The organism is Deltaproteobacteria bacterium GWC2_55_46 (assembly GCA_001595385.3).
Lineage (GTDB): Bacteria > Desulfobacterota > GWC2-55-46 > GWC2-55-46 > GWC2-55-46 > UBA5799.
The window spans coordinates 392,372-413,170 of record LVEI03000001.1; the positions used below are offsets into that span (position 1 = coordinate 392,372).

At 55.7% G+C, this 20,799-nt stretch carries 22 protein-coding genes; all 22 read right to left on the reverse strand.

Features of this window, described 5'->3' with window-relative positions; all coding sequences use genetic code 11:
* Positions 1-2 precede the first annotated feature (2 nt).
* Complete coding sequence (locus tag A2V21_301855; protein ID OIJ73116.1) at positions 3-1,304, reverse strand: RIP metalloprotease RseP; 1,302 nt, start codon at positions 1,302-1,304, stop codon at positions 3-5.
* A 14-nt stretch (positions 1,305-1,318) separates the two neighbouring features.
* Positions 1,319-2,479, reverse strand: coding sequence for a 1-deoxy-D-xylulose-5-phosphate reductoisomerase (locus tag A2V21_301860; GenBank protein ID OIJ75005.1), 1,161 nt, complete (start codon positions 2,477-2,479; stop codon positions 1,319-1,321).
* Positions 2,480-2,491: 12 nt separating this feature from the next.
* Positions 2,492-3,262 carry a hypothetical protein gene (locus tag A2V21_301865; GenBank protein ID OIJ73117.1) on the reverse strand — a complete coding sequence of 257 codons (771 nt, stop codon included), beginning with the start codon at positions 3,260-3,262 and terminating at the stop codon, positions 2,492-2,494.
* Between the two features lie 53 nt (positions 3,263-3,315).
* Positions 3,316-4,059 (reverse strand): di-trans,poly-cis-decaprenylcistransferase, encoded by a 744-nt coding sequence (locus A2V21_301870; GenBank protein OIJ73118.1) that lies wholly within the window; start codon positions 4,057-4,059, stop codon positions 3,316-3,318.
* A 178-nt stretch (positions 4,060-4,237) separates the two neighbouring features.
* The gene (locus A2V21_301875; protein ID OIJ73119.1) at positions 4,238-4,795 is read right to left on the reverse strand and encodes a ribosome recycling factor; all 558 of its coding nucleotides are present in this window, start codon (positions 4,793-4,795) and stop codon (positions 4,238-4,240) included.
* Between the two features lie 35 nt (positions 4,796-4,830).
* Positions 4,831-5,544 (reverse strand): UMP kinase, encoded by a 714-nt coding sequence (locus A2V21_301880; protein ID OIJ73120.1) that lies wholly within the window; start codon positions 5,542-5,544, stop codon positions 4,831-4,833.
* A gap of 83 nt (positions 5,545-5,627) precedes the next feature.
* Entirely contained in the window at positions 5,628-6,272 is a 645-nt protein-coding gene (locus A2V21_301885) for a translation elongation factor Ts (protein ID OIJ73121.1), read from the reverse strand.
* A gap of 36 nt (positions 6,273-6,308) precedes the next feature.
* Positions 6,309-7,100: a 30S ribosomal protein S2 gene (locus A2V21_301890; protein OIJ73122.1), complete on the reverse strand. Its 792-nt coding sequence runs from the start codon at positions 7,098-7,100 to the stop codon at positions 6,309-6,311.
* A gap of 314 nt (positions 7,101-7,414) precedes the next feature.
* Entirely contained in the window at positions 7,415-8,068 is a 654-nt protein-coding gene (locus A2V21_301895; protein OIJ73123.1) for a hypothetical protein, read from the reverse strand.
* An 11-nt stretch (positions 8,069-8,079) separates the two neighbouring features.
* Positions 8,080-8,922 (reverse strand): hypothetical protein, encoded by an 843-nt coding sequence (locus A2V21_301900; GenBank protein ID OIJ73124.1) that lies wholly within the window; start codon positions 8,920-8,922, stop codon positions 8,080-8,082.
* A gap of 89 nt (positions 8,923-9,011) precedes the next feature.
* Entirely contained in the window at positions 9,012-10,418 is a 1,407-nt protein-coding gene (locus A2V21_301905; GenBank protein OIJ73125.1) for an amidophosphoribosyltransferase, read from the reverse strand.
* A 15-nt stretch (positions 10,419-10,433) separates the two neighbouring features.
* A complete protein-coding gene (locus A2V21_301910) occupies positions 10,434-12,635 on the reverse strand; it encodes a phosphoribosylformylglycinamidine synthase II (GenBank protein ID OIJ73126.1) in 2,202 nt (733 codons plus the stop codon).
* An 8-nt stretch (positions 12,636-12,643) separates the two neighbouring features.
* A complete protein-coding gene (locus A2V21_301915) occupies positions 12,644-13,720 on the reverse strand; it encodes a branched chain amino acid aminotransferase (GenBank protein ID OIJ75006.1) in 1,077 nt (358 codons plus the stop codon).
* Between the two features lie 7 nt (positions 13,721-13,727).
* Positions 13,728-14,696, reverse strand: a complete 969-nt coding sequence (locus A2V21_301920) for a hypothetical protein (protein ID OIJ73127.1) — start codon at positions 14,694-14,696, stop codon at positions 13,728-13,730.
* Positions 14,697-14,790: 94 nt separating this feature from the next.
* Positions 14,791-15,255: a hypothetical protein gene (locus A2V21_301925; protein ID OIJ73128.1), complete on the reverse strand. Its 465-nt coding sequence runs from the start codon at positions 15,253-15,255 to the stop codon at positions 14,791-14,793.
* Between the two features lie 111 nt (positions 15,256-15,366).
* Positions 15,367-15,753, reverse strand: coding sequence for a hypothetical protein (locus A2V21_301930; GenBank protein OIJ73129.1), 387 nt, complete (start codon positions 15,751-15,753; stop codon positions 15,367-15,369).
* A gap of 22 nt (positions 15,754-15,775) precedes the next feature.
* On the reverse strand, positions 15,776-16,966 hold the full coding sequence (locus A2V21_301935) for an S-adenosylmethionine synthetase (GenBank protein OIJ75007.1): 1,191 nt from the start codon (positions 16,964-16,966) through the stop codon (positions 15,776-15,778).
* A 66-nt stretch (positions 16,967-17,032) separates the two neighbouring features.
* Entirely contained in the window at positions 17,033-17,614 is a 582-nt protein-coding gene (locus A2V21_301940) for a hypothetical protein (GenBank protein OIJ75008.1), read from the reverse strand.
* 83 nt (positions 17,615-17,697) lie between these two features.
* A complete protein-coding gene (locus tag A2V21_301945) occupies positions 17,698-18,729 on the reverse strand; it encodes a Holliday junction DNA helicase RuvB (protein ID OIJ73130.1) in 1,032 nt (343 codons plus the stop codon).
* Positions 18,730-18,800: 71 nt separating this feature from the next.
* Positions 18,801-19,403, reverse strand: coding sequence for a Holliday junction DNA helicase RuvA (locus tag A2V21_301950; protein OIJ73131.1), 603 nt, complete (start codon positions 19,401-19,403; stop codon positions 18,801-18,803).
* Positions 19,400-19,924: a crossover junction endodeoxyribonuclease RuvC gene (locus A2V21_301955; protein OIJ73132.1), complete on the reverse strand. Its 525-nt coding sequence runs from the start codon at positions 19,922-19,924 to the stop codon at positions 19,400-19,402. Before A2V21_301955 ends, A2V21_301950 begins: the two co-directional genes overlap by 4 nt.
* Positions 19,925-19,936: 12 nt before the next feature.
* Positions 19,937-20,686, reverse strand: coding sequence for a transcriptional regulator (locus A2V21_301960; GenBank protein OIJ73133.1), 750 nt, complete (start codon positions 20,684-20,686; stop codon positions 19,937-19,939).
* Positions 20,687-20,799: the final 113 nt, after the last annotated feature.

Here is a 20,799-nt window from a genome sequence, read left to right on the forward strand (position 1 = left end):
AGCTATCCGAAAATCCTGAAAAGGTCGTTGTAGGTGACAAGGACCATGAGCGCGACAAGGAGCGCGATGCCTACCTGCTGAGCAACCGTCATGAACTTCTCGCTCAAGGGGCTGCCCTTTACGGCCTCGATGCTGAAAAAGACGATATGGCCGCCGTCCAGCACCGGTATCGGGAAAAGGTTTATTATGCCGAGCTGGAGGCTCAGGAAGGCCACGAGAGAAAGGATATCCACAAGGCCGCTCTCCGCGGCCTTGCCCGCGACCTGGGCTATCATGATCGGGCCGCCAAGCGTCTTAAGGGAATACTCGCCCAGGACAAGGCCCTTTATTACCACAAAAAGCTTGGAGGTCATATCTATGCCGGATGAGACCCCCTTATCAATGGACTCGATCAGGCCGTAGCGCCTAAGGACCTGATCTTCCTGCCTGGATATGCCGACGAGGTAGGCCTTCGCCTCTTCGCTGTACCTGGGCGTTATCACAAGGCTCAGCTCCTCGGCCCCCCTCCTTATCACAAATGTCTTTTTATCGCCGCTTTTGTGTATAGCCACTTCGAGCTCTGCCCAGTGGACAATCGGGGTGCCATTGACGGATATTATCCTATCGCCGGGCTTAAGCCCCGCCTCTTTCGCGGGAAACCCGGGGGATATATCGCCGATCACAGGCTCCATCGGCGGGTACAGGCCACCGTAGCCGGCCCCGGTCTTCTCTGAGGTCTCAGGGACAAGCGAGGCATTGAGCCTCTGCCCGTCCCTCAAGAACCCTACCTCAAGTGTTTTGCCAGGGCTCATCGTAAGGGCTCCAAGGAGCTCCTCCCAGGTCTTTATCGCCTTGCCGTTTACCGTGTTTATGATGTCGCCGTTCCTGATGCCAGCCTTTGAAGCGGCGTCTCCCGGGACAACATAGCCGGCTTGGGCAGGCTTTTCAAGGTACAGGGGCACCTGTATGCCTATCATGAAGATGACCGGAAGGAGGGCTATCGCGAGCACCAGGTTCATGACCGGCCCTGCGGCAACTATAGCCGCCTTCTTCCACACAGGCTTATGCGTAAAGGATTTTGCCCTTAACTCCTCTGTTATCTCCTCACCGGGCGCCTCGCCGACCATCTTGACGTAGCCGCCAAGAGGAAGCGCCGATATCCTGTACTCGGTCTCACCCCTTCTTACGCCGATCAATTTTGGACCAAAGCCCAAAGAGAACTTCTCAACGCCGACTCCGCAAGCCTTGGCGACCGCGAAATGGCCCAGCTCGTGGATGAATATCAGGATCCCAAGAACGATTAGAAAAGAGATAAAAGTTGTCATTTTTCTATTATATACTATGTCCTGTCTGATATGGAGGAGGCAGCCTCCTGGGCCGCCTCCCTGGCCGTTCTGTCGGCCTCTATTACATCCTCTATTGTCTGTATTTTCATGGGCTTATGCCTGCCAAGCACTTGAGACATAACCCTGTAGATGCCGGTAAATGGGATCCTGCCTTCAAGGAATAGCGCCACCGCCACCTCGTCAGCGGCATTAAGGGCCGCCGGGGCCCCTCCGCCAAGCCTCAAGGCCTCGTAAGCGAGCCCAAGGCATGGGAACCTTTCGGGGTCAGGGTCGCTGAACTCAAGGGAAAGAGATCTAAATCCCAGGTGTTCGGTACCGGACGGGACCCTTTCCGGGTACGAAAGGGCATAGGCGATGGCCCCGCGCATGTCGGGGTTGCTCATCTGCGCCATTATGGAGCCATCTATATATTCAACCATTGAGTGTACTATCGACTGGGGGTGTATTACAACCGATATCTTCTCGGGAGGGAGCGCGAAAAGCCACCTCGCCTCTATGACTTCGAGCCCCTTGTTGAAAAGCGTGGCTGAATCTATGCTTATCTTCCTGCCCATCTTCCACCTGGGGTGGTTCAATGCCTCTTCCGGGGTCGCCCTTTCAAGGGTATCGACTGGCCTTGTGAGGAACGGCCCGCCTGAGGCAGTAAGTATTATCCTTTTGACATCCTCCTTCCTGTGGCCAAGGAGGGACTGAAAAACAGCCGAATGTTCGCTGTCTATCGGGATTATCTTTACGCCGCGCCTGGCGGCCTCGTCAATGACGAGGCTTCCGGCAAGGACAAGGGCCTCCTTGTTGGCAAGGGCCAGGTCTACCCCTGCCCTTATGGCGGCCATCGTCGGCAAGAGTCCAGCAGCCCCGGATATTGCGGATACCGCCATCACAACCCCGTCAAAAGAGGCGGCCTTCATGGCGCCTTCGACCCCGTAGCCTGTCTCGACTTGAAAGGAGAGCGACCTTTTCAAGGCTTCGGAAGCCTCTTCGCTTGCTACAGATATGAAGGCTGGCCTGAACTCCTCTGCCTGCTCTTTTACAAGGGCCACGTTATTCCCGGCGGCAAGGGTCACGACCTTGAACCTCTCCGGGTGCATGCGCACGACCTGAAGGGTATTCCTTCCTATGGACCCGGTCGAGCCGAGTATGGCCAATCCTTTTATCTTCATCGATATCTAAACCTGACAGGCGAGATAATAATACAATAGCGGCACAGAAAAAAGAAGGCTGTCTATCCGGTCGAGCACCCCTCCATGGCCTGGGATTATCGCCCCGGAGTCCTTGACTCCCGCGGCCCTTTTAAGCACCGATTCGGCAAGATCGCCTATCATGGCGACGATCCCAATTACAGCAGCCAGCACAAAGACGTTTAACGGAGAAAGGCCCATTCCGGCAAGATAGCTGAACAATACCGCTACAGCCGCGCCGCCTATTATGCCGCCCGCCGCGCCTTCGACCGTTTTTTTCGGGCTTATCTCTGAAGCGAGCTTATGAGCGCCCAAACCCCTGCCGATAAAATAGGCGAAGGTGTCGTTGGACCATATCACTATAAGGAGAAACAGGAGCCACCATTGGCCGTTTTCTATCTCACGGAGAGGCGTTAGAAACGAAAGCGGCAGGGCGATGTAGACCAGGCCAAAGGCCTTGTGCGTTGTATCCTGGGAGGCATCCTTAAGCTCTCTTCCGGATACAATCGCGTAGAAGAAAAAAGCGAATAGCAGAACAAGCGCGGCTGGCGCGAAAGAGCCGGCCCCGCCATAATAGACCACGGGGACAAGCGCGGTCCCGGCCATGACGCCTGTCCAGTCGAAGATGGCGTCCCTCTTCTGGACAATGGCAAGGCCGTTGAACTCGTAGAGGGCAAGAAGGGTTATGGCGGCTGAGACCGCGAGTATAAGATAAACAGAAGCGTACAGGACTATCGCGACGAATATCGGGATAAGCACTATCCCGGTGACTACCCTTTTCAGACTACCCTCCGATAAGGCGGACTCAGGCGCTATCCAGCCGCGCCAACCCCTTTTTCCTTGACCAGGCCGAACCTGCGTTCCCTTTTCTGATAATCCCTTATGGCCGCCTCAAGGTGCTCCCCTGAAAAGTCCGGCCAGAGCGCGTCGCAGATGTATATCTCGGTATATGCGAGCTGCCAGAGGAGGAAGTTGGATATCCTCATCTCGCCGCTCGTCCTTATGAGGAGGTCCGGGTCCGGGGCGCCAGCGGTGTAGAGGTTTGCCTGGAAGGTCTCCTCGGTTATCTCTTCAGGCAGGAGCCTCCCCTCGGATACAAGCCTCGCTATCTTCTTCGCGGCGCTGGTTATCTCCTCTCGTCCGCTGTAGCTCAAGGCCAGCTGAAGGACCATCCCTGTATTATAACGGGTCTTCTCCTCGAGGTCGGAGATGACGCCCTTCACACCTGCCGGCAGGTCCTCGACTCTGCCGATGGCGCGGAAGCGGATATTGTTCTCTACCAGGTTCTTCTCCTCGCCGCGGAGATGGACCTCGAGGTACTTCATGAGCATATTCACCTCGAGGGCGGGGCGGTTCCAGTTCTCTTTCGAGAAGGTGTACAGGGTAAGGTAAGCGATGCCCATCTCCCTGCAGAGGCGTACGGTCTCCCTGGCGACCTCGATGCCCTTCCTGTGGCCGTTTATCCTGTTGAGGAGGCGTTTTTTCGCCCACCGTCCGTTGCCGTCCATTATGACGGCTATGTGCCTGGGGAGATTTTCCCTTGTGATATCGCTCATAGGTTTTTGCCTGGACTTGAGAGTTCTCTAACAGGTTCTTGAAAAATACGGATTCTGTTCAGGCTGCTTAAAAAAACATATGCGAGGCGATTCTCGCCGTTTGACGAATGAGGCGTACTCCTTATCAGTGACGAGCTTCTGAAGCCAACGACGCAGATGAACTTTTTCAGCAGCCTTGTCAGACCTCCATTATCTCCGTCTCTTTCTGGGCTACCATCTCATCGACCTTGTGTATCTGCTTGTCGATTATGTCCTGGACCTCTTTCTGCAGTTTCTTGTGATCGTCCTCTGAGATGCCCTTGTCCTTCTCAAGCTTCTTGAGCCCCTCGTTAGCGTCCCTCCTCACGTTCCGTATGGAGACCTTGCACTCCTCTCCGTACTTCTTCGCGAGCTTGACTAACTCCTTCCTTCTCTCCTCGGTAAGAGCAGGTATGCTTATCCTTATGATCTTGCCGTCGTTGGAAGGGTTGAGCCCCAGGTCCGAGGTCATTATGGCTTTTTCTATGGCGTGGAGCTGGGATACGTCCCATGGCTGAATGGTGATGGTCCTGCTCTCAGGGACCGAAAGGGTGGCTATCTGCTTTATGGGAGTCGAAGTCCCGTAGTAATCCATCTTGACGTGGTCGAGAAGGGCAAGGGAAGCCCTGCCGGTACGGAGCCCGCCCAGTTCATGGGCGAGCGCCTCGATGGCCTTCTCGGTCCTTTTTTTCATCTCGGAAAATATCTCTTCCTTCATCCCTGTTCTCCGTTGCCTCCGGCAGATTTTTTATTTCAGGAAACCAACGTGCCTATGCTCTCGCCTCTGACGACCTTCAGGAGGTTGCCGGAGGTCTTGACGCTGAAGACGATGATAGGGAGGTTGTTGTCCATGCAGAGCGAGATGGCGGTAGCGTCCATCACCTTGAGCCCGTCCTTGAGGACGTCTATGAACTTGAGGCTCTCGTACTTTCTGGCGTCCTTCTCCTTCATCGGGTCCTTGTCGTATACCCCGTCGACCTTGGTTCCCTTGAGTATCACGTCGGCGTGTATCTCCATCGCGCGGAGCGACGCTGCGGTATCGGTAGTGAAGTACGGGTTGCCGGTGCCGGCGGCGAAGATTATCACCCTGCCCTTTTCGAGGTGGCGGACGGCGCGCCTGCGTATATAAGGCTCGGCAAGCTCCTTCATCTCTATCGCGGACATGACGCGGGTGAAAACGCCGTTCTTCTCGAGCGCGTCCTGCAGCATGAGCGAGTTTATGACCGTTGCGAGCATGCCGACGTAATCGGCTGTCGCCCTGTCCATGCCCTTCGCGCTCGCGGAAACACCCCTGAAGATATTGCCGCCGCCTATGACGACGGCCACCTGGACCCCAAGGTTATAGACCTCTTTTATTTCCTGCGCGATAGCGTTGATTACGGCGGTGTCGACCCCGAACTCCTTGTCGCCCATGAGGGCCTCGCCCGAAAGCTTAAGGAGTATCCTTTTGTATTTATGCTCTGGCATTTTTACGTCCGGTGCGGGCAGCGAGGCCCGTTGAAAGGTGAGATTATGGAACAAAAAAAGGGAGCCCTTGCGGGCCCCCTCGCCTACTTCTGAGCCGCTGCGACCTCGGCTGCAAAGTCAGTTACCTTCTTCTCCAGGCCTTCGCCTACCTTGAACCTGGTGAACCTTCTGATGGAGATGTTCTCGCCAAGCTTGGCTATATTCTCGATGACGAGCTTCTCTATGGTCTTGTCCGGGTCCTTCACGAAGGGCTGCTCAAGGAGGCATGCTTCCTTGTAGAACTTCTCCAGCTTACCTTCTACCATCTTCGCTATCACATGGTCAGGCTTGCCGGACTCCTTTGCCTGAGCCTCATAGATGCGCTTCTCGCTCTCGACCACATCGGCCGGGACTTCCTGCCTCGTCACATACTGCGGGTTCATGGCCGCTATGTGCATGGCTATCTCGCGGACAATGGCGCTGAAGCCCTCGGTCTTCGCCACAAAGTCGGTCTCGCAATTGACTTCGAGAAGAACGCCAACCTTGCCGCCGTGTATGTAACTGCCGACTATGCCCTCGGAAGCGAGCCTCGAAGCCTTTTTCTGCGCCGCTGCCAGCCCTTTCTCGCGCAAAAAGCTTACGGCCTTCTCTATATCGCCTTTGGTCTCGGCAAGGGCCTTCTTACAGTCCATTATGCCGGCCCCGCTCTTCTCTCTAAGCTCCTTTACCGCCGCTGCTGAAATCTCCATTATTGCCTCAACCCTCCAAAAAGTTTTTCTCTTGATTTAGCCCTGTGCGGTGCCTTCGCTGGCCGCGGCTGGGGCTGGGGCTGGGGCGGAGACGGCCTCAGGCTTTTCGGCCTGCTTGTCGCTCTTCGCCTGCATGGCCTCTTGATAAAGGGCCTTGCCCTCAAGACAGGCATCCGCCATGGAGGATGAGAAGAGCTTAATGGCTCTGATGGCGTCATCGTTACCCGGTATCACGTAGTCGACCTCGTCCGGGTCGCAGTTGGTGTCGACTATGGCGACGACCTTTATGCCGAGCCTTTGGGCTTCTTTTATGGCGATAGCCTCTTTCTTGGAGTCGATTATGAAGATGGCCTCAGGCACCCTGTCCATTTCCTTTACGCCGCCGAGGTACTTATCAAGCCTATCCTTTTCCCTCTTGAACATCAAAAGCTCTTTTTTGGTAGCAGATGCGAAAACAGGGTTGGTGTCGAGGGTATCAAGCTCCTTGAGCCTGTTTATAGACTTCTTCACAGTCGCGAAGTTGGTGAGGAAGCCGCCTATCCACCTGTTGTTGATGTATCCCATTCCGGCCCTGGCGGCCTCTTCCTTGATGGCGTTCTGGGCCTGCTTCTTGGTGCCTATGAAAAGGACCCTGCCGCCCTTCGACGCCGTTTTCCTGATAAAATCATAGGACTCTTTAAAGAGCTTGACCGTCTGCTGAAGGTCGATGATGTAGATGCCGTTCCTGGCCCCATAGATATACGTCTTCATCTTGGGGTTCCACCTCTTGGTCTGGTGCCCGAAGTGGACGCCGGATTCCAGCAGCTGTTTCATTGTCAAATAAGCCATTTCCCGTACTCCTCCTTTTTTTGGTTAGCCTCCGCGTGGCATTACTTCACAACCGGGACCCCTGAGGGGCACCGCCGGTTTTAAGCCTACGCGTGCGTAGTTAATCGAAAATATTTAGCATAATAAAGCGTGTGTTGCAAGAAAAAAGGCATCCTGGCCGTGCCTTTCGGCAAACCGCCGGATGCAACCCATTGATTTTAACCAAGTTTAACACGAAAATCGATCGGTGGGCGATTTAAGGAATGTACAGGGCATCTGCAGCACGAAAGAAAAGCAAAAACGCGAAAAACGGGACGATAAAGATGAGCGGCCCCTTACTTCCCCCCTGAGCGCCACTCAAGGGCGCCTTTGCCCATTACTCCGGTCACTGTGAGCCTTACCAGGCCGTCCGGGCCGGGTATCTCCTGGCCGGTCTCATTGTACTTTGGAAATTTTACGACGTAGGCCTTGCTCCACAGGTCGTAATAGGGAAAGAACTCCCTGATGACAGCGTCAGAGTTCTCTACCCTTGCTATCGATATGGGCCTGACCTTGCCCCCGCTGCCGTCCTCCAGGTAAAGCTGCCAGACCGAGGCCGCTTTATCGAAGTCGTTGATAGACTCATCGGGGGTATAGGCCGCGAAAAAGAACTCGTTATACCCTTCGGCCTGCTCAAGCTCCCTTTCAAGGAGCATCTGCGAGCGTTCCGGGCCCATGGCATAGCTCTCCGAGTACCTCTGTATATAAGCCTTCCTGAACTCCACGCTCTTATAAGTGGCGTTCATATACAACCTGGACTCAAGCCCCTCGTAGACCTTGAACCCGCGCGACCACCTGTTGAGAGCCTGGTTATAGCCCGCCTCTCCGGCGGGCTTACCCGACTCTTTCCCTACCCCGCAGCCCTGAAAAAGCGCCGCCGACAACAAAAGAACGCAGAGGACCGCAAGGCCCCTGCCCACGCCTGTCTTTTTGGTAAAATGGTAGCGCATCAGCGTCCCTGTCACTCAACGAGCCTGAAGCCGAGTGTCGGAAGACTTTTGCCGGGCTCAAGGCCATACCTGTAAGTGGTGCGGAGCTTACTAGGCTGGTCCAGGAATGAGCCGCCCCTGACGACACGGAACATCGAGTGATCAGCGCCGGGTGGATTTTCCAGCGGACTTATCTTGTAGTAGTCGAAATCGAAGTAATCCTCGACCCACTCAAATACATTGCCGGTCAAGCCATAGAGGCCGAGGGCGTTCGGCTGTTTGCTTTTTACAGGCTCCATCATGACGCTGTTGTCGCTGAAGACGGCATAGTCCCTGAGTTCGGCCTCGTTATCGGTGCCAGACCACCGCATATCCTTGCCGCGCTCCCTGGCGGCGAATTCCCATTCGGCCTCGGACGGCAGACGATAGAAGCCGCCGGTTACCTCGTTGAGCTTTTTTATGAACGCGGACACACCGGTCCAGGTAACGTAATTTACGGGCGCCTGAGGGTCTTTTTTCATATCAGGGTTTATCCTGGTCGCAGGCAAGCTCCCTATCAAGGCCTCGAAGAGCTCCTGGGTCACCTCGGTCTCAGCCATATAGTAGTCGTCAATGCACACCTCATGGGCCGGCCTCTCGTCATCATCGCCATCCCCTGTAAAATCCCCCATATTGAAACAGCCGCCCTTAATGAATACCATCTTTATGGGAGGAAGGTCCTCTTTCTTGACTATTCTCTCCTCTTTTTTCTTCTTCTTATTTTTTACGGCCTCGTCCTTCATCTGCTCGCCGATGCCGAGATCATCGTCTTCAGCCGCGGCGCCTTGGCCTTGGTCAGCCGCGTATGCCTTCGCGCCCATGACGGCGAGGGCCAACAATAGCGAAAAAATGATCAAAGAAGTCCTTTTCCTCACGTTCCAGCCTCCTTCAGCTTTTTACCTTGATAGGGCCTGGGCCCTTCTGCTCACTTGAAAAGTGCGAGCTGGGGCACAGGCTTCATACAAACGTCCACCGGGTATTTTCCAGTAAAACAGGCGTCGCAGAAGCTTCCGCCCGCTTGACGCACCGCGTCATAGAGCCCCTCGACGCTTAAATAGCCAAGCGTATCGGAAGTTATGTACCTGTTTATGGCCTCCGTGCTCTGGACAGCCGCTATTAGCTCTTCCTTACTTGGCGTGTCTATGCCGTAGTAGCATGGGCAGATGGTCGGAGGCGAGCTGATCCTCATATGTACCTCCCTGGCCCCGGCCGACCTTATCATCTTTATTATCTTTCTGCTGGTGGTGCCCCGCACTATGGAGTCGTCTATGACCACGACCCTCTTGCCCTCTATAATATCCCGTATTGCGTTGAGCTTTATCTTTACACCGAAGTGGCGTATCGAGTCCTTGGGCTCTATGAACGTCCTGCCCACGTAATGGTTCCTGACGATCCCCTTGTCGAACGGGATGCCGGAGGCCTCGGCGTAGCCTATCGCGGCGGGCACCCCGGAGTCCGGGACCGGCACGACTATGTCGGCCTCGACCGGGTGTTCGAGCGCGAGCCTCGCCCCCAACCTCTTCCTTACCGCGTGCACGTTTGCGCCGAAGATCCTCGAATCCGGCCTCGCGAAGTAGATGAACTCGAAGACGCACGGAGTGTAAGCCGCGGGAGGGAAAGGCTTGTAGGAAGTCAGGCCGTTCTTGTCGATAAGCACTATCTCGCCAGGATCTATGTCGCGGACGTATTCGGCCTCGATAAGATCGAACGCGCAAGTCTCGGAAGCGACCACCCACGCCCCCTTGTGCCTGCCGAGGGAAAGAGGCCTGAAGCCGTGTGGATCGCGGACCGCTATCATCGCGTCATTTGTAAGGAAGAGTAGCGAATAGGAACCCCTTACCCTTTTGAGAGAGGCAGCTATCCTGTCGACAAGAGTGTCCTCCTTGCTGGAAGCCAGCAGGTGGACGATTATCTCGGTGTCCATCGACGACTGGAAGATGGAGCCGTATGCCTCGAACTCGGCCTTGAGGAGCGCGGCGTTGACTATGTTGCCGTTGTGCGCGACAGCTATGCCGCCCCTTGAGTACTCCACCACGAAAGGCTGAGCGTTCCTTATGTGTGACTCCCCGGCGGTAGAGTACCTGACGTGGCCTATCGCCGCGTTCCCGTGGAGCCTCTCTATATCATTGCTTGTGAAGACGTCCGCCACAAGGCCCATGCCCTTGTGCGAAAATATCTCCTTGCCGTCGGTAGAGACTATGCCGGAGCTCTCCTGCCCCCTGTGCTGAAGCGAGTAGAGTCCAAGGTAGGCGAGGTTAGACGCCTCCGGGTGGCCGTAGATGCCGAATATACCGCACTCGTCATTGAACATGTCTTCTCTGAATGGGCTCATATAGGAAAAATACCTTTAGGAACGTATATAGTTGTCAAGCGCGCCTGACCAGGCATCTTTGGCGCTCTCAAGGGCGATATCAATGAGACCGCCTATCTGCAGGGAACACCCGCCGACCCTGCCTATTACAGAGAAAGTCGCTCCGGCCCCCTGGGCTATCTCCTTCATCCTTGCGAGGTCGTCCTCATGAAAGCTCACCACTATCCTTGACTGGGCCTCGCCAAAGAGCGCGTCGTCAGGCCTGAGCGCGCCGCCGATATCGACCCTGGCGCCTACCGCGCCGTCCGGGTTAAGGCACGCCTCGGCAAGCGCCACGGCGAGCCCGCCATCCGAGACATCGTGGGCAGACAATATTATACCAGCCTTGATGGCCTGCGAACAAGCCTTCTGGACGGCCTTCTCCCTTTCAAGGTCCAAGGCCGGGGGAAGCCCCCTTTCAAGGCCGTGGACAACGCTTAAGTATTCGCTCCCGCCGAGGCCCGGCCCGCTATCGCCTATAACGCCGATGAGGCCGCCCTCCTCCAGGAACCACTGCCTTGTGTGGACGTCGAGCTTTTCGATGAGGCCGACCATGCCGATAGCAGGCGTCGGGTGGACGGAGGTGCCGGAAGTCTCGTTATAAAGGCTGACGTTCCCGCTCACCACAGGGATATTGAGGGCGATGCACGCCTCCTTGATGCCTTCTATCGCCTCTACTATCTGCCACATGACCTCAGGCCTTTCCGGGTTGCCGAAGTTGAGGCAATCGGTCAGGGCCATGGGGCGCGCGCCGCTTGCCACGAGGTTCCTCGCCGCCTCAGCCACGGCTATCCTCGCCCCCGCTCTCGGGTCGAGGAAGCAGTACCTTGAGTTGCAGTCGACGGTAAGGGCCAACCCCTTGTCTGTACCCTTTATCCTTACCACAGCCGCGTCAGAGCCGGGGCAGACGACGGTATCGGTCCTTACCATGTGGTCGAACTGGCGGTAGATCCATCCCTTGCTCGCAATGTTGAGCGATCCAAGGAGCCTCAGGAGGACTCCGTTATAGTCCTTCGGCTCTGGAATAGCAGATATGTCAAGTGAGTTAAGCTCGTCCTGGCCTGCCGGCTTTGATATCGGCCTGTCATAGACAGGGGCGTCGTCGGTAAGGAAAGCAACTGGTATATCGGCCGCGACCCTGCCGCGCTCTATAATGCGGATATTGTTCCCCTCGACGACCGTCCCTATCACCTCCGCATCGAGGTCCCATTTCCTGAATATCTCCTTTACGAAGCCCTCCGTGCCGGCGCGGACGACCATGAGCATCCTCTCCTGCGATTCTGAGAGCATTATCTCGTACGGCGTCATCCCCTCCTCGCGCCTGGGGACCATATCCATGTCGAGCTCGATCCCCACGCTCCCCCTTGACGCCATCTCGACGCTTGACGATGTAAGCCCGGCCGCGCCCATATCCTGGATGCCTACGACGTAATCTGTCCTGAAAAGCTCAAGGCAGGCCTCAAGGAGCAGCTTCTCGGCAAAGGGGTCGCCCACCTGGACGGTCGGCCTCCTCTCCTCGCCACCTTCTCCGAATACGTCAGAGGCCATGGTGGCCCCGTGAATGCCGTCCCTGCCGGTCTTGCTGCCGACATACATGACCGGATTGCCGAGGCCAGCCGCCTTGCCCCTGAATATCCTGTCTTTTTTTACGAGCCCCGCGGTCATAACGTTCACAAGACAGTTGCCGTTGTACGAGGCGTTGAACAGGACCTCGCCGCCGACCGTCGGTACGCCGATGCAGTTGCCGTAACCGGCTATGCCTGATACGACGCCTTCAAGGAGGAACTTCGTCCTCGCGTTATCAGGAGAGCCGAAGCGGAGCGAATTGAGGGAGGCGACGGGCCTGGCGCCCATGGTGAATATGTCGCGCAGTATCCCTCCCACGCCTGTGGCCGCGCCCTGGTAAGGCTCTATGAAAGACGGGTGGTTGTGGCTCTCCATCTTGAAGGCCACGGCCAATCCGTCGCCGATATCGACTATTCCAGCGTTCTCGCCGGGCCCCTGGAGGACGAACTCGCCTTTTGTCGGGAAACCCTTCAAGTGCTTCCTCGACGACTTGTACGAGCAATGCTCGCTCCACATGACGGAGAAGATGCCAAGCTCAAGGAGGTTTGGCTCCCTGCCGAGCGAGCTTACTATCCTTCCGTACTCATCCGGGCTAAGCCCGTGCTCTTTTACGACTTCCTCTGTTATCTTCATTCCCTCTGTTATTCCGCCGGTATGGTGTAGACCCACCCGAACCTGTCCTCGGCCTCCCCGTACTGGAGGCTGGTTATGTAGTCATAGAGCTTCCTGGCAAAGGGGCCAGTCTCGCCGTTATTTATCCTGATATAAGCGCCCTGGTGGTGTATCTCGCCTACAGGAGAGATTACAGCCGCGGTGCCGGTGCCAAAGGCCTCCTTGAGGCTTCCGTTGCCGCACGCGGCGAATAGCTCATCAATTGATATCCTCCGCTCACAGACCTTTACACCCCACTCCTTCGCAATACGTATCACCGAATCCCTTGTAACGCCGCCGAGCACAGATCCTTCAAGGGAGGGAGTTACAAGCTCGTCCGCGATGAGGAAGAAGATATTCATGGTGCCGACCTCTTCGACGTACCTGCGCTCAATGGCGTCGAGCCATAAAACCTGGGTAAAACCCTTTTTCTTCGCCTCTTCGGCTGGAAGGAGGCTGGCGGCATAGTTTGCCGGGGTCTTGGCGGCCCCGAGGCCGCCCTTCACGGCACGCACATACTCGCCCGGGGTAGTGAGCCTCACCGGGTTTATGCCTTCCTTGTAATAAGCGCCGACAGGGGAGGTTATGATGAGGAACTTGTATGTCTCCGAGACCCTTACGCCGAGATAGTTGTCTGAGGCGAAGATAAAGGGGCGGATATAGAGCGAGTAGCCCTTCTTCTTCGGAACCCAGTCCCTGTCGGTCTTTACAAGGGTGGACAGCCCGGCAAGGAAATCATCGTAGCTCACCTGAGGTATGCACAGGCGCGCCGAGGACCTGAGCATCCTTTCGTGGTACTTATCGGGCCTGAAGATGTTTATAGAGCCGTCAGGGGCGTGAAAGGCCTTGAGCCCCTCGAAGATGGCCTGTCCGTAATGCAGGGTCGTGAGGGCAGGCGAGACTTCGAGGTTGCCGAAGGGGACCACCATGGGTTCACCCCACCTGCCGTCGCTGAAATCCATCGAGAGCATGTGATCGGAAAATATCGTGCCGAAGCCAGGGTTCTCCAGCGCCGCCGGGTCAAGCCTGCTCTTAGCCGTCTTTTGTACCTCGATATTTTTAAGCATATCCATATCAGCCCTTTTTCCTGGCGTAAACCTCTATGGTGCCGCCTGCCCTCAAGAGCGCCTCAACCGCTGAAAAGACGGTCGAGAGAACGGCAACAAACGGCAATGTCGCGAACATGAAAGCGAGGCCAGCCCGGGTCTTGACGCTCCGCGCTGATCTCGACCTCAGGTATTCATACAGTAGGTTCTGCTTAAGCCCCATGGCGTTATAAAAACTCTGCAGAAAGCCGTAAGGGTTGTACTCGAACGAAAAATGCCTTCTGCTTTTTACCTCGAACCCGTTTTTCTCAAGGAGCCTCTTCATGTTCCCTGCCGAGTAGTGGTACAGGTGGAAGGGCGGGTCGAGGTGGAACCAGGCGCTGCCCGTTGTCATGGACTGCAGGCTCGCCGTGTTCGGCACAGCCACCAGTAGAAGCCCTCCTGGCTTTAGTATCCGGGCGCACTCTTTAAGCGTCCACTCTGGGTCCCTTACGTGCTCAAAGACGTGCCAGAACGTGACGGCGTCGAAGTACCCGTCCGGGAAGCTCGAATCAGAGAGGCTCCCGTATCTAAGCTCAAGGCCGGGCCGGTTAAAACTGCTCACGCGCTCATCGAGCTCGAGACCGAAGCATTCCCACCCTCTTCGAAGCATCATGAGGAGGAAATCCCCCCTGCCGCAGCCTATGTCGAGTATACGCCCCTTGCGCGCGTACTTCTCGACGGCCCTTCGCCTGCCATCCCTTACAATGCCTATAAGCCATTCCAGGGGAGCGGGAAACCTGGTAGAGTCCTCCTTACGGTAGGTGCTCGAATAGAGCTTTTTAAGCTCCGATTCTTCAAGGAATGGCTCTGTCTTGCCCAGGCCGCAGCCCTGGCAGAAGACCACCTCATAATACTTTCCCTCGGCCTTGAGGCCTGTAAGCCTCTTGCCTGAAAAACTGCCTCCGCAGACAAAACAACTCTGTGTCGGCCTCCTTTTCTGAGGGATGCTATGCACGATTTCCCAGGACCCGAAGAATCTAATGAATTTTTAAAATAACCCAAAATGGATTAAATGACAAGAGTGAAAACAGGGGGTTGTTGTGGAGTTTTTACGGCCTTCGCTGGCCTGTGGCCTCGCTGGACTCAAGCTCCCTTATCATCCTTTTCGCTTTTTCGATTATTTCCTTCTCGTCTTTGAACCTCATGAGCCCTACGGCCTCATCTATGGTGACCCACCTGCACTCGTCGACCTCCTGGTCGTGGTCTTCTACGCGGCCTGAGGCATATTCCATGAGAAAGAAATAGACTATCTTGAATATCCTTTTGATCTCGTCTTTATCCCTGAAGCTGAAAAAATACTCGATATGGCCGATCTTCTCGATTATATGCCCTTCAAGGCCGGTCTCCTCCCTTACTTCTCTGTGGGCTGTCCTGGCGAGGTTCTCACCCTTTTCTGCCGTGCCCTTGGGGAGGCCCCAGACCTTGCCGCCCTTTGTGGAGATGACGGCGATGTCGACTTCGGCGTCCCTTCTCCTGAATATCACCCCTCCGGCTGAGATCTGCCGCTCTGCCACAACCCACTCTCCGATTCATGACATCAATTGCGCTTGCAATTCACTTTTCCAAGGCAGGACTGCTGGATTATTATATCAGGAAAAGAAACTCGGCTGAATCAAAAAAGCCCTCTACATCGTGGGCTTTTTTCCTCCGCCTGACTCCATTTCCGCCTGGCACCTGACGCAATAGCCTGTATATGGCATGAGCTTAAGCCTTTCCTCTTCTATCAGAACGCCGCAGCTGTCGCACTTGCCGTAGGTGCCCTCCTCGACCTTCCGTAGCGCCGCGTCGAGCATCTCAAGCTCCTGCCTCCGGATATCGGAGACCGTCAACCCCAGGTCCTCTACATGGTCGAGGACCGAGAGGTCCTCTATGTCCTGGGGCGTGTCGAACTGGGCATTGTAGTCCTTGCCAAGCTTCCTGAAGATCTCGTCCCTCAGGTCGACCCACATCTTTCGCTTGCGCTCAATGAGTATCACCTTGAGCTTGTTAAAGCGGTCATTATCTTTGCCCACAGTTTAAGCCTCCTTTCGGTAGTCAGCACACAGGGTGCTCGCCCCTTGAAAGCTCCTCTGTGAAAGCCGGTATACTTAAGAGGAACTCGTCGATTATCCTCCAGACGTTCCTGGTGATCCGGGCCTTGAGAGGCTTTTTCCCCGGCCTGACCTCCACGTAGACCTGCTTTGGCTCGTTTATCGGCCTTCCTATCTCGCTCAAGAGCCAGACCGATACCTCTTTCAGCCCCTCTACCCTCTCGTATATCTCATTGGCCATCTGATGCGATAATATAGAGTATATCTTGCCTACGTGGCTTACGGGGTTTTTGCCCGCCGCCGCCTCCGTGCCCATGGGACGATTTAACGAGATCACACCGTTTACGCGGTTGCCCCTGCCTACCTGGCCAGAGTCGGCGTCCTCGGCGGAAGTGCCGAGAAGGCTTATATAAACGCCCCGCGTGCCCTGCCCTTTCGCGTCAAGAGAATTGAAATTGAGGTTTACTTTTGAGAAAGGGCGGGTGGAGAGGAATTCCATCACGGCGGCGTGTATCTCCCGCTTTTTCCTGAAATAGGCTCTTTCGCTGTCGATGAGGCTGGCCATGAGCGGACAGGCGAGCGTAAGGTCAAGCTCTCTGCCTCTCCTGACGCCCATGACCTTCACGTCCTCTCCGGTCTCTGGAAAGCGGAGCTTGAATGCTGGCGAATTTATAAGCCGCTCCGTGGCGAATACAGCCTGTTCAGTCGGCGTAAGCGGTGCATAGCCTGCGGCGGCAGAGGTGTCGTTAGCGCCCCTTACCCTGCCCCGCCTCGCGAATATGCCGGCAAGCTCAACAGAGCCTGGTTGCAGTACGACCCTGACCTTGAGATGTTTTTTTGGGTCTATGTGCGGCAGGTTCTCGCGGAACCAGGAAAAAACGGTCTCTCTGGCTATTTCAGCAACTGGCACGCGGGAGCGCCCTGTGCCGTAGGAGGCCCGGTCGCCTACTATAAGCTCCATGGGCTTTATCACTTTCCCGCCGCCGAAGCCCTTCACAACCTGCCCGGCCACCAGCAGCCCCTTATCGGTATTATGATGGAGCACCGTGCCGAACCTTTTCAGATACTCGCGGCTCAAAGCGACCGATATCCGCTCCATCACCGCGTCGCAGATATAGTCCGGGTGTCCGGTCCCCTTCCTTTCTACTATCTCCACGGCCTGCTCTGCCACGGGGGCCCTGTTTGATATTTCGATCGTCTTGTGCACTCTGTCACCAGTGGGGGATTAAAAATAGACAGGTCTTAAACGGATGTGAGCCTCTTACTTTTTTTTAAGCTTTTTTGAATACCTCTCTATCCGGCTGTATACGCAGCCGCAGTACTTCTGCATATAAAGGCCCAGCCCCCTCGAAGAGTCCATGCCCTCCTGCCAGAGGGTCCTAAAGTCCTCGTACAGGAAAAGTATGCCGTACTTCCGGGCTGATTCAATACCAGCTTCCATTATCTGTTCGTGCCCCTGATACATGCTGAAAAGAAGCGACGATGTGAAGGCATCGAAGCCGCGCAGAGCGGCTTGCCTGGCCGTTGCGTCGAGCCGGGTCGAGTAGCAGTAAGCGCACCTGCCGCCGTGGGGCGGGATGCCGGAAGGCGTCATGGTCTCCTCCCTTACGCCCTTTATAAACGCGGATGGAGAGTACTCCTCGTCGCAGATGACTGGCAACGAAAGGATGCGCGCGAGCTCCTTTACGGACTCAAGCCTTTTTTTGAACTCAGAACGGGGATGGATATTCGGATTGTGAAAAAACCCCCATATGTCGGCGTGTTCGCCGAGCAGCTTCCGCAAGGGCGCCACTGCGCACGGGCCGCAGCAGATATGGGCCAGCACCCTTGGCCTCTGGCCCATGGATGCCTTTTCCATGAGGCCATCAAAAGTCACGACCTCTTTCATAGTTTGCATGAGATATTTCGTATAACTTATTGAAAGACTTAAAAAAGGCCATCCTGTGTGTCGGCCTTGCCTGCCTTTTTGTATGGCCTTCCAAGATGAGCATATGAAAGCTCTGTGGCGATCCTGCCCCTCGGGGTCCTGTTAAGATACCCTTCCTGAAGAAGATAGGGCTCATAGAGGTCCTCTATGGCGTCCTTCTCTTCATGGAGCGAGGCCGCCAGCGCCTCTATCCCAACCGGCCCGCCGCCGAACTTGTCTATGATGGCAAGGAGTAGCCTCCTGTCCATCTTGTCAAAGCCCTTCTCGTCTATCTCCAGCATGTCAAGGGCCCTGGAGGCTACCTCCCTGGTGATGACCCCTTTTGCCTTGACCTGGGCGAAGTCCCTTACCCTCCTCAAAAGGCGGTTTGCCACCCTCGGCGTGCCCCTCGACCTGCCGGCTATCTCATCGGCCCCGTCCTGGGTCATCTCCACGTCGAGTATCGCGGCAGACCTCGTGACTATGGTCTTAAGCTCGGTGGGGGTATAAAAATCAAAGCGGATGATCACCCCGAACCTGTCCCTCAAAGGGGCGGTCAAGAGGCCGGCCCTGGTAGTAGCCCCTATAAGGGTGAACTTCGGAAGCTCGATCTTCACAGACCTGGCCGAAGGGCCCTGCCCTATGAGTATGTCTATGTGATAGTCCTCCATGGCCGGGTAGAGTATCTCCTCGACGGTAGCGGACATCCTGTGTATCTCGTCTATGAAGAAGACGTCCATTGGCTCAAGGTTGGTGAGCATGGCGGCAAGGTCGCCGGTCTTCTCTATTATCGGCCCTGAGGTCGCCTTTATCTGGCTGCCGAGCTCGTTGGCTATGATATTGGCCATCGTGGTCTTGCCGAGCCCCGGAGGGCCGTAGAAGAGCACGTGGTCGAGCGCCTCGTTCCTTCCCTTGGCCGCCTCAACGAATACCTTAAGGTTCTCCTTGAGCTTCTCCTGCCCGATAAAATCGGTAAGGAGCCTGGGCCTGAGTGTTACCTCAAGGTCGTCTTCCATGAGCTTTGCTGGTGTTATATCGCGCTCGTCTTCCATTTTAATCCTATCGGTATGTTAATAAAGCCCATCCATGGATCGCCTTGGCAGGCTGCTTTTTCAAAAGTCCGCTATTTCTTCGAGAGCAGCTTCAAGGACTCTTTCAAAACCGTTTCAAAGGCGGCCTCGCTGCCAAGGGCCTTTATCGCCTTCCTGGCGGCCTCCTCGGCCTGCGCGCTCTTATAGCCGAGGTTTTCAAGGGCTGATGCCACATCGACCGTAAGCGGGTCATTTGACGCGGCTTCCATCGGGGCAGCGGCCTTAAGCGCTATAGAGCCTATCTTGTCCTTGAGCTCGAGGATGAGCCTTTCGGCTGATTTGGCCCCGATGCCTGGTATCGAGTTGAGCTTTGCCTTATCTGACGTCCCAAGCGCCTGGACAAGGTCGACAACCGCTACCCCTGAAAGGATATTCCTCGCGAGCTTGGGGCCTACACCAGAGACCCCTATAAGGAGCAGGAAGACGTCCTTCTCCTCCTGCGTAAGAAAGCCGTAAAGCTGTATGGCGTCCTCCCTCACATGGGTGTAAACTCTCAAGTTTACGTCCTCGCCATGGCCGGGGAGCATATAAAAGGTTGAAAGGGGTATGAAGAGCTCGTAGCCGAGTCCATTTGCCTCGACGATGACCGACTCCGTTGACTTGTGCGTTATCCTGCCCCTGATGCTCGCTATCATACAGGGCGTTTTGCCTTAAGCACGCCTTCTCCTTTTATCTTAAGTCCTGGATTATGGCTGTTCAGATGGCATATCGCTATGGCGAGGGCGTCTGTAGCGTCAGATTTTCCTGAGAGGGCGCGGTCCTTTAAAAGGATCCTGACCATCTTCTGCACCTCTTCCTTTGTAGCCCTGCCGTAGCCGGTTACAGCCTGCTTTACCGTTGTCGGCGGGTACTCGAAGACGGGGATGCCGAACTCCGCCACAGTAAGAAGGGCCGCCCCCCTCGCCTGCGCGAGCGTTATGGCGCTCTGAGCGTTCCTGGCGAAAAACATCGACTCTATTGAAACGGCCTCCGGCCTGTATGTCTCAAGGAGCTCCCTCAGCTTTGCGGATATGCCGAGAAGGCGCTCTGTAAGCGGCAATCCCGCGCCTGGCGAGATACTGCCGTGGCAGACGTAAGTGAAGCTATTCGCGCCAGCCCTGTCGATTGCGCCGTAGCCGGTGGATAAGCTTCCAGGGTCTATCCCCAACACCCTCAACGGATACCTCGCTTAAGCAAGTTTCGCCATCTCTTCAGGGGATATATCGAAGTTGGCAAAGACCGATTGCACGTCGTCCAGGTCCTCCAGCTCTTCAAGGAGGTTAAGCACCTGCTGCGCCGCCTTGCCCTCTACCTTGACCGTGGTCTTTGGTATCATCGCCAGGTCAGAGTTAGAGTATTTTACCCCTGCCTGGTCAAAGGACGCCTTTACCCTGGCGTACTCGGTCGGGTCTGTATATACCTCGAAGACCTTATCTTCCTGGTTGGTCACCACGTCCTCGGCCCCGGCCTCAAGGGCGGCCTCCATGAGCGACTCTTCCGTAATAGAGCCCATGTCGAAGGTGAAGACCCCCTTCTTCTCGAACATGTACGCCACCGAGCCGCTCTGGCCGAGGCTCCCGCCGAGGCTTGAGAAGGCGTGCCTGACTTCAGACGCGGTCCTGTTCCTGTTGTCGGTCATGAAGTTGACGAGAACGGCCACCCCGCTCGGGCCGTAGCCCTCGTAGGTGCCCTCCTCGTAGATGACGTTACCCAGCTCGCCTGCGCCCTTCTTGATTGCCCTGTCGATATTATCAGCGGGCAGGTTTTCCGCCTTCGCCTTCTCTATGGCGAGCCTTAGCCTGGGGTTTCCGGAGGGGTCGCTCCCGCTTTTGGCCGCGACCATAATCTCCTTTACGAGCTTCGTGAATACCTTGCCTTTCTTTGCGTCTGATTTGGCCTTTTTATGTTTTATATTGGCCCATTTGGAATGACCTGACATCAATTACCTCCAAAATATTTCACAATAAATAAACACAGATTTCATAACACAAAAGGGCTTTATTTTCAATTTACAATATCGATGAGCGCCATGTTTGCCCAAAACAGGGCCGT

Coding starts and splice junctions, on each gene's coding strand:
- A2V21_301855 (OIJ73116.1), bottom strand. CDS start 1,304: ATGACAACTTTTATCTCTTTTCTAATCGTTCTTGGGATCCTGATATTC.
- A2V21_301870 (OIJ73118.1), bottom strand. CDS start 4,059: ATGAGCGATATCACAAGGGAAAATCTCCCCAGGCACATAGCCGTCATA.
- A2V21_301875 (OIJ73119.1), bottom strand. CDS start 4,795: ATGAAGGAAGAGATATTTTCCGAGATGAAAAAAAGGACCGAGAAGGCC.
- A2V21_301880 (OIJ73120.1), bottom strand. CDS start 5,544: ATGCCAGAGCATAAATACAAAAGGATACTCCTTAAGCTTTCGGGCGAG.
- A2V21_301885 (OIJ73121.1), bottom strand. CDS start 6,272: ATGGAGATTTCAGCAGCGGCGGTAAAGGAGCTTAGAGAGAAGAGCGGG.
- A2V21_301890 (OIJ73122.1), bottom strand. CDS start 7,100: ATGGCTTATTTGACAATGAAACAGCTGCTGGAATCCGGCGTCCACTTC.
- A2V21_301895 (OIJ73123.1), bottom strand. CDS start 8,068: ATGCGCTACCATTTTACCAAAAAGACAGGCGTGGGCAGGGGCCTTGCG.
- A2V21_301905 (OIJ73125.1), bottom strand. CDS start 10,418: ATGAGCCCATTCAGAGAAGACATGTTCAATGACGAGTGCGGTATATTC.
- A2V21_301910 (OIJ73126.1), bottom strand. CDS start 12,635: ATGAAGATAACAGAGGAAGTCGTAAAAGAGCACGGGCTTAGCCCGGAT.
- A2V21_301915 (OIJ75006.1), bottom strand. CDS start 13,720: ATGCTTAAAAATATCGAGGTACAAAAGACGGCTAAGAGCAGGCTTGAC.
- A2V21_301940 (OIJ75008.1), bottom strand. CDS start 17,614: ATGGGCCAGAGGCCAAGGGTGCTGGCCCATATCTGCTGCGGCCCGTGC.
- A2V21_301945 (OIJ73130.1), bottom strand. CDS start 18,729: ATGGAAGACGAGCGCGATATAACACCAGCAAAGCTCATGGAAGACGAC.
- A2V21_301950 (OIJ73131.1), bottom strand. CDS start 19,403: ATGATAGCGAGCATCAGGGGCAGGATAACGCACAAGTCAACGGAGTCG.
- A2V21_301960 (OIJ73133.1), bottom strand. CDS start 20,686: ATGTCAGGTCATTCCAAATGGGCCAATATAAAACATAAAAAGGCCAAA.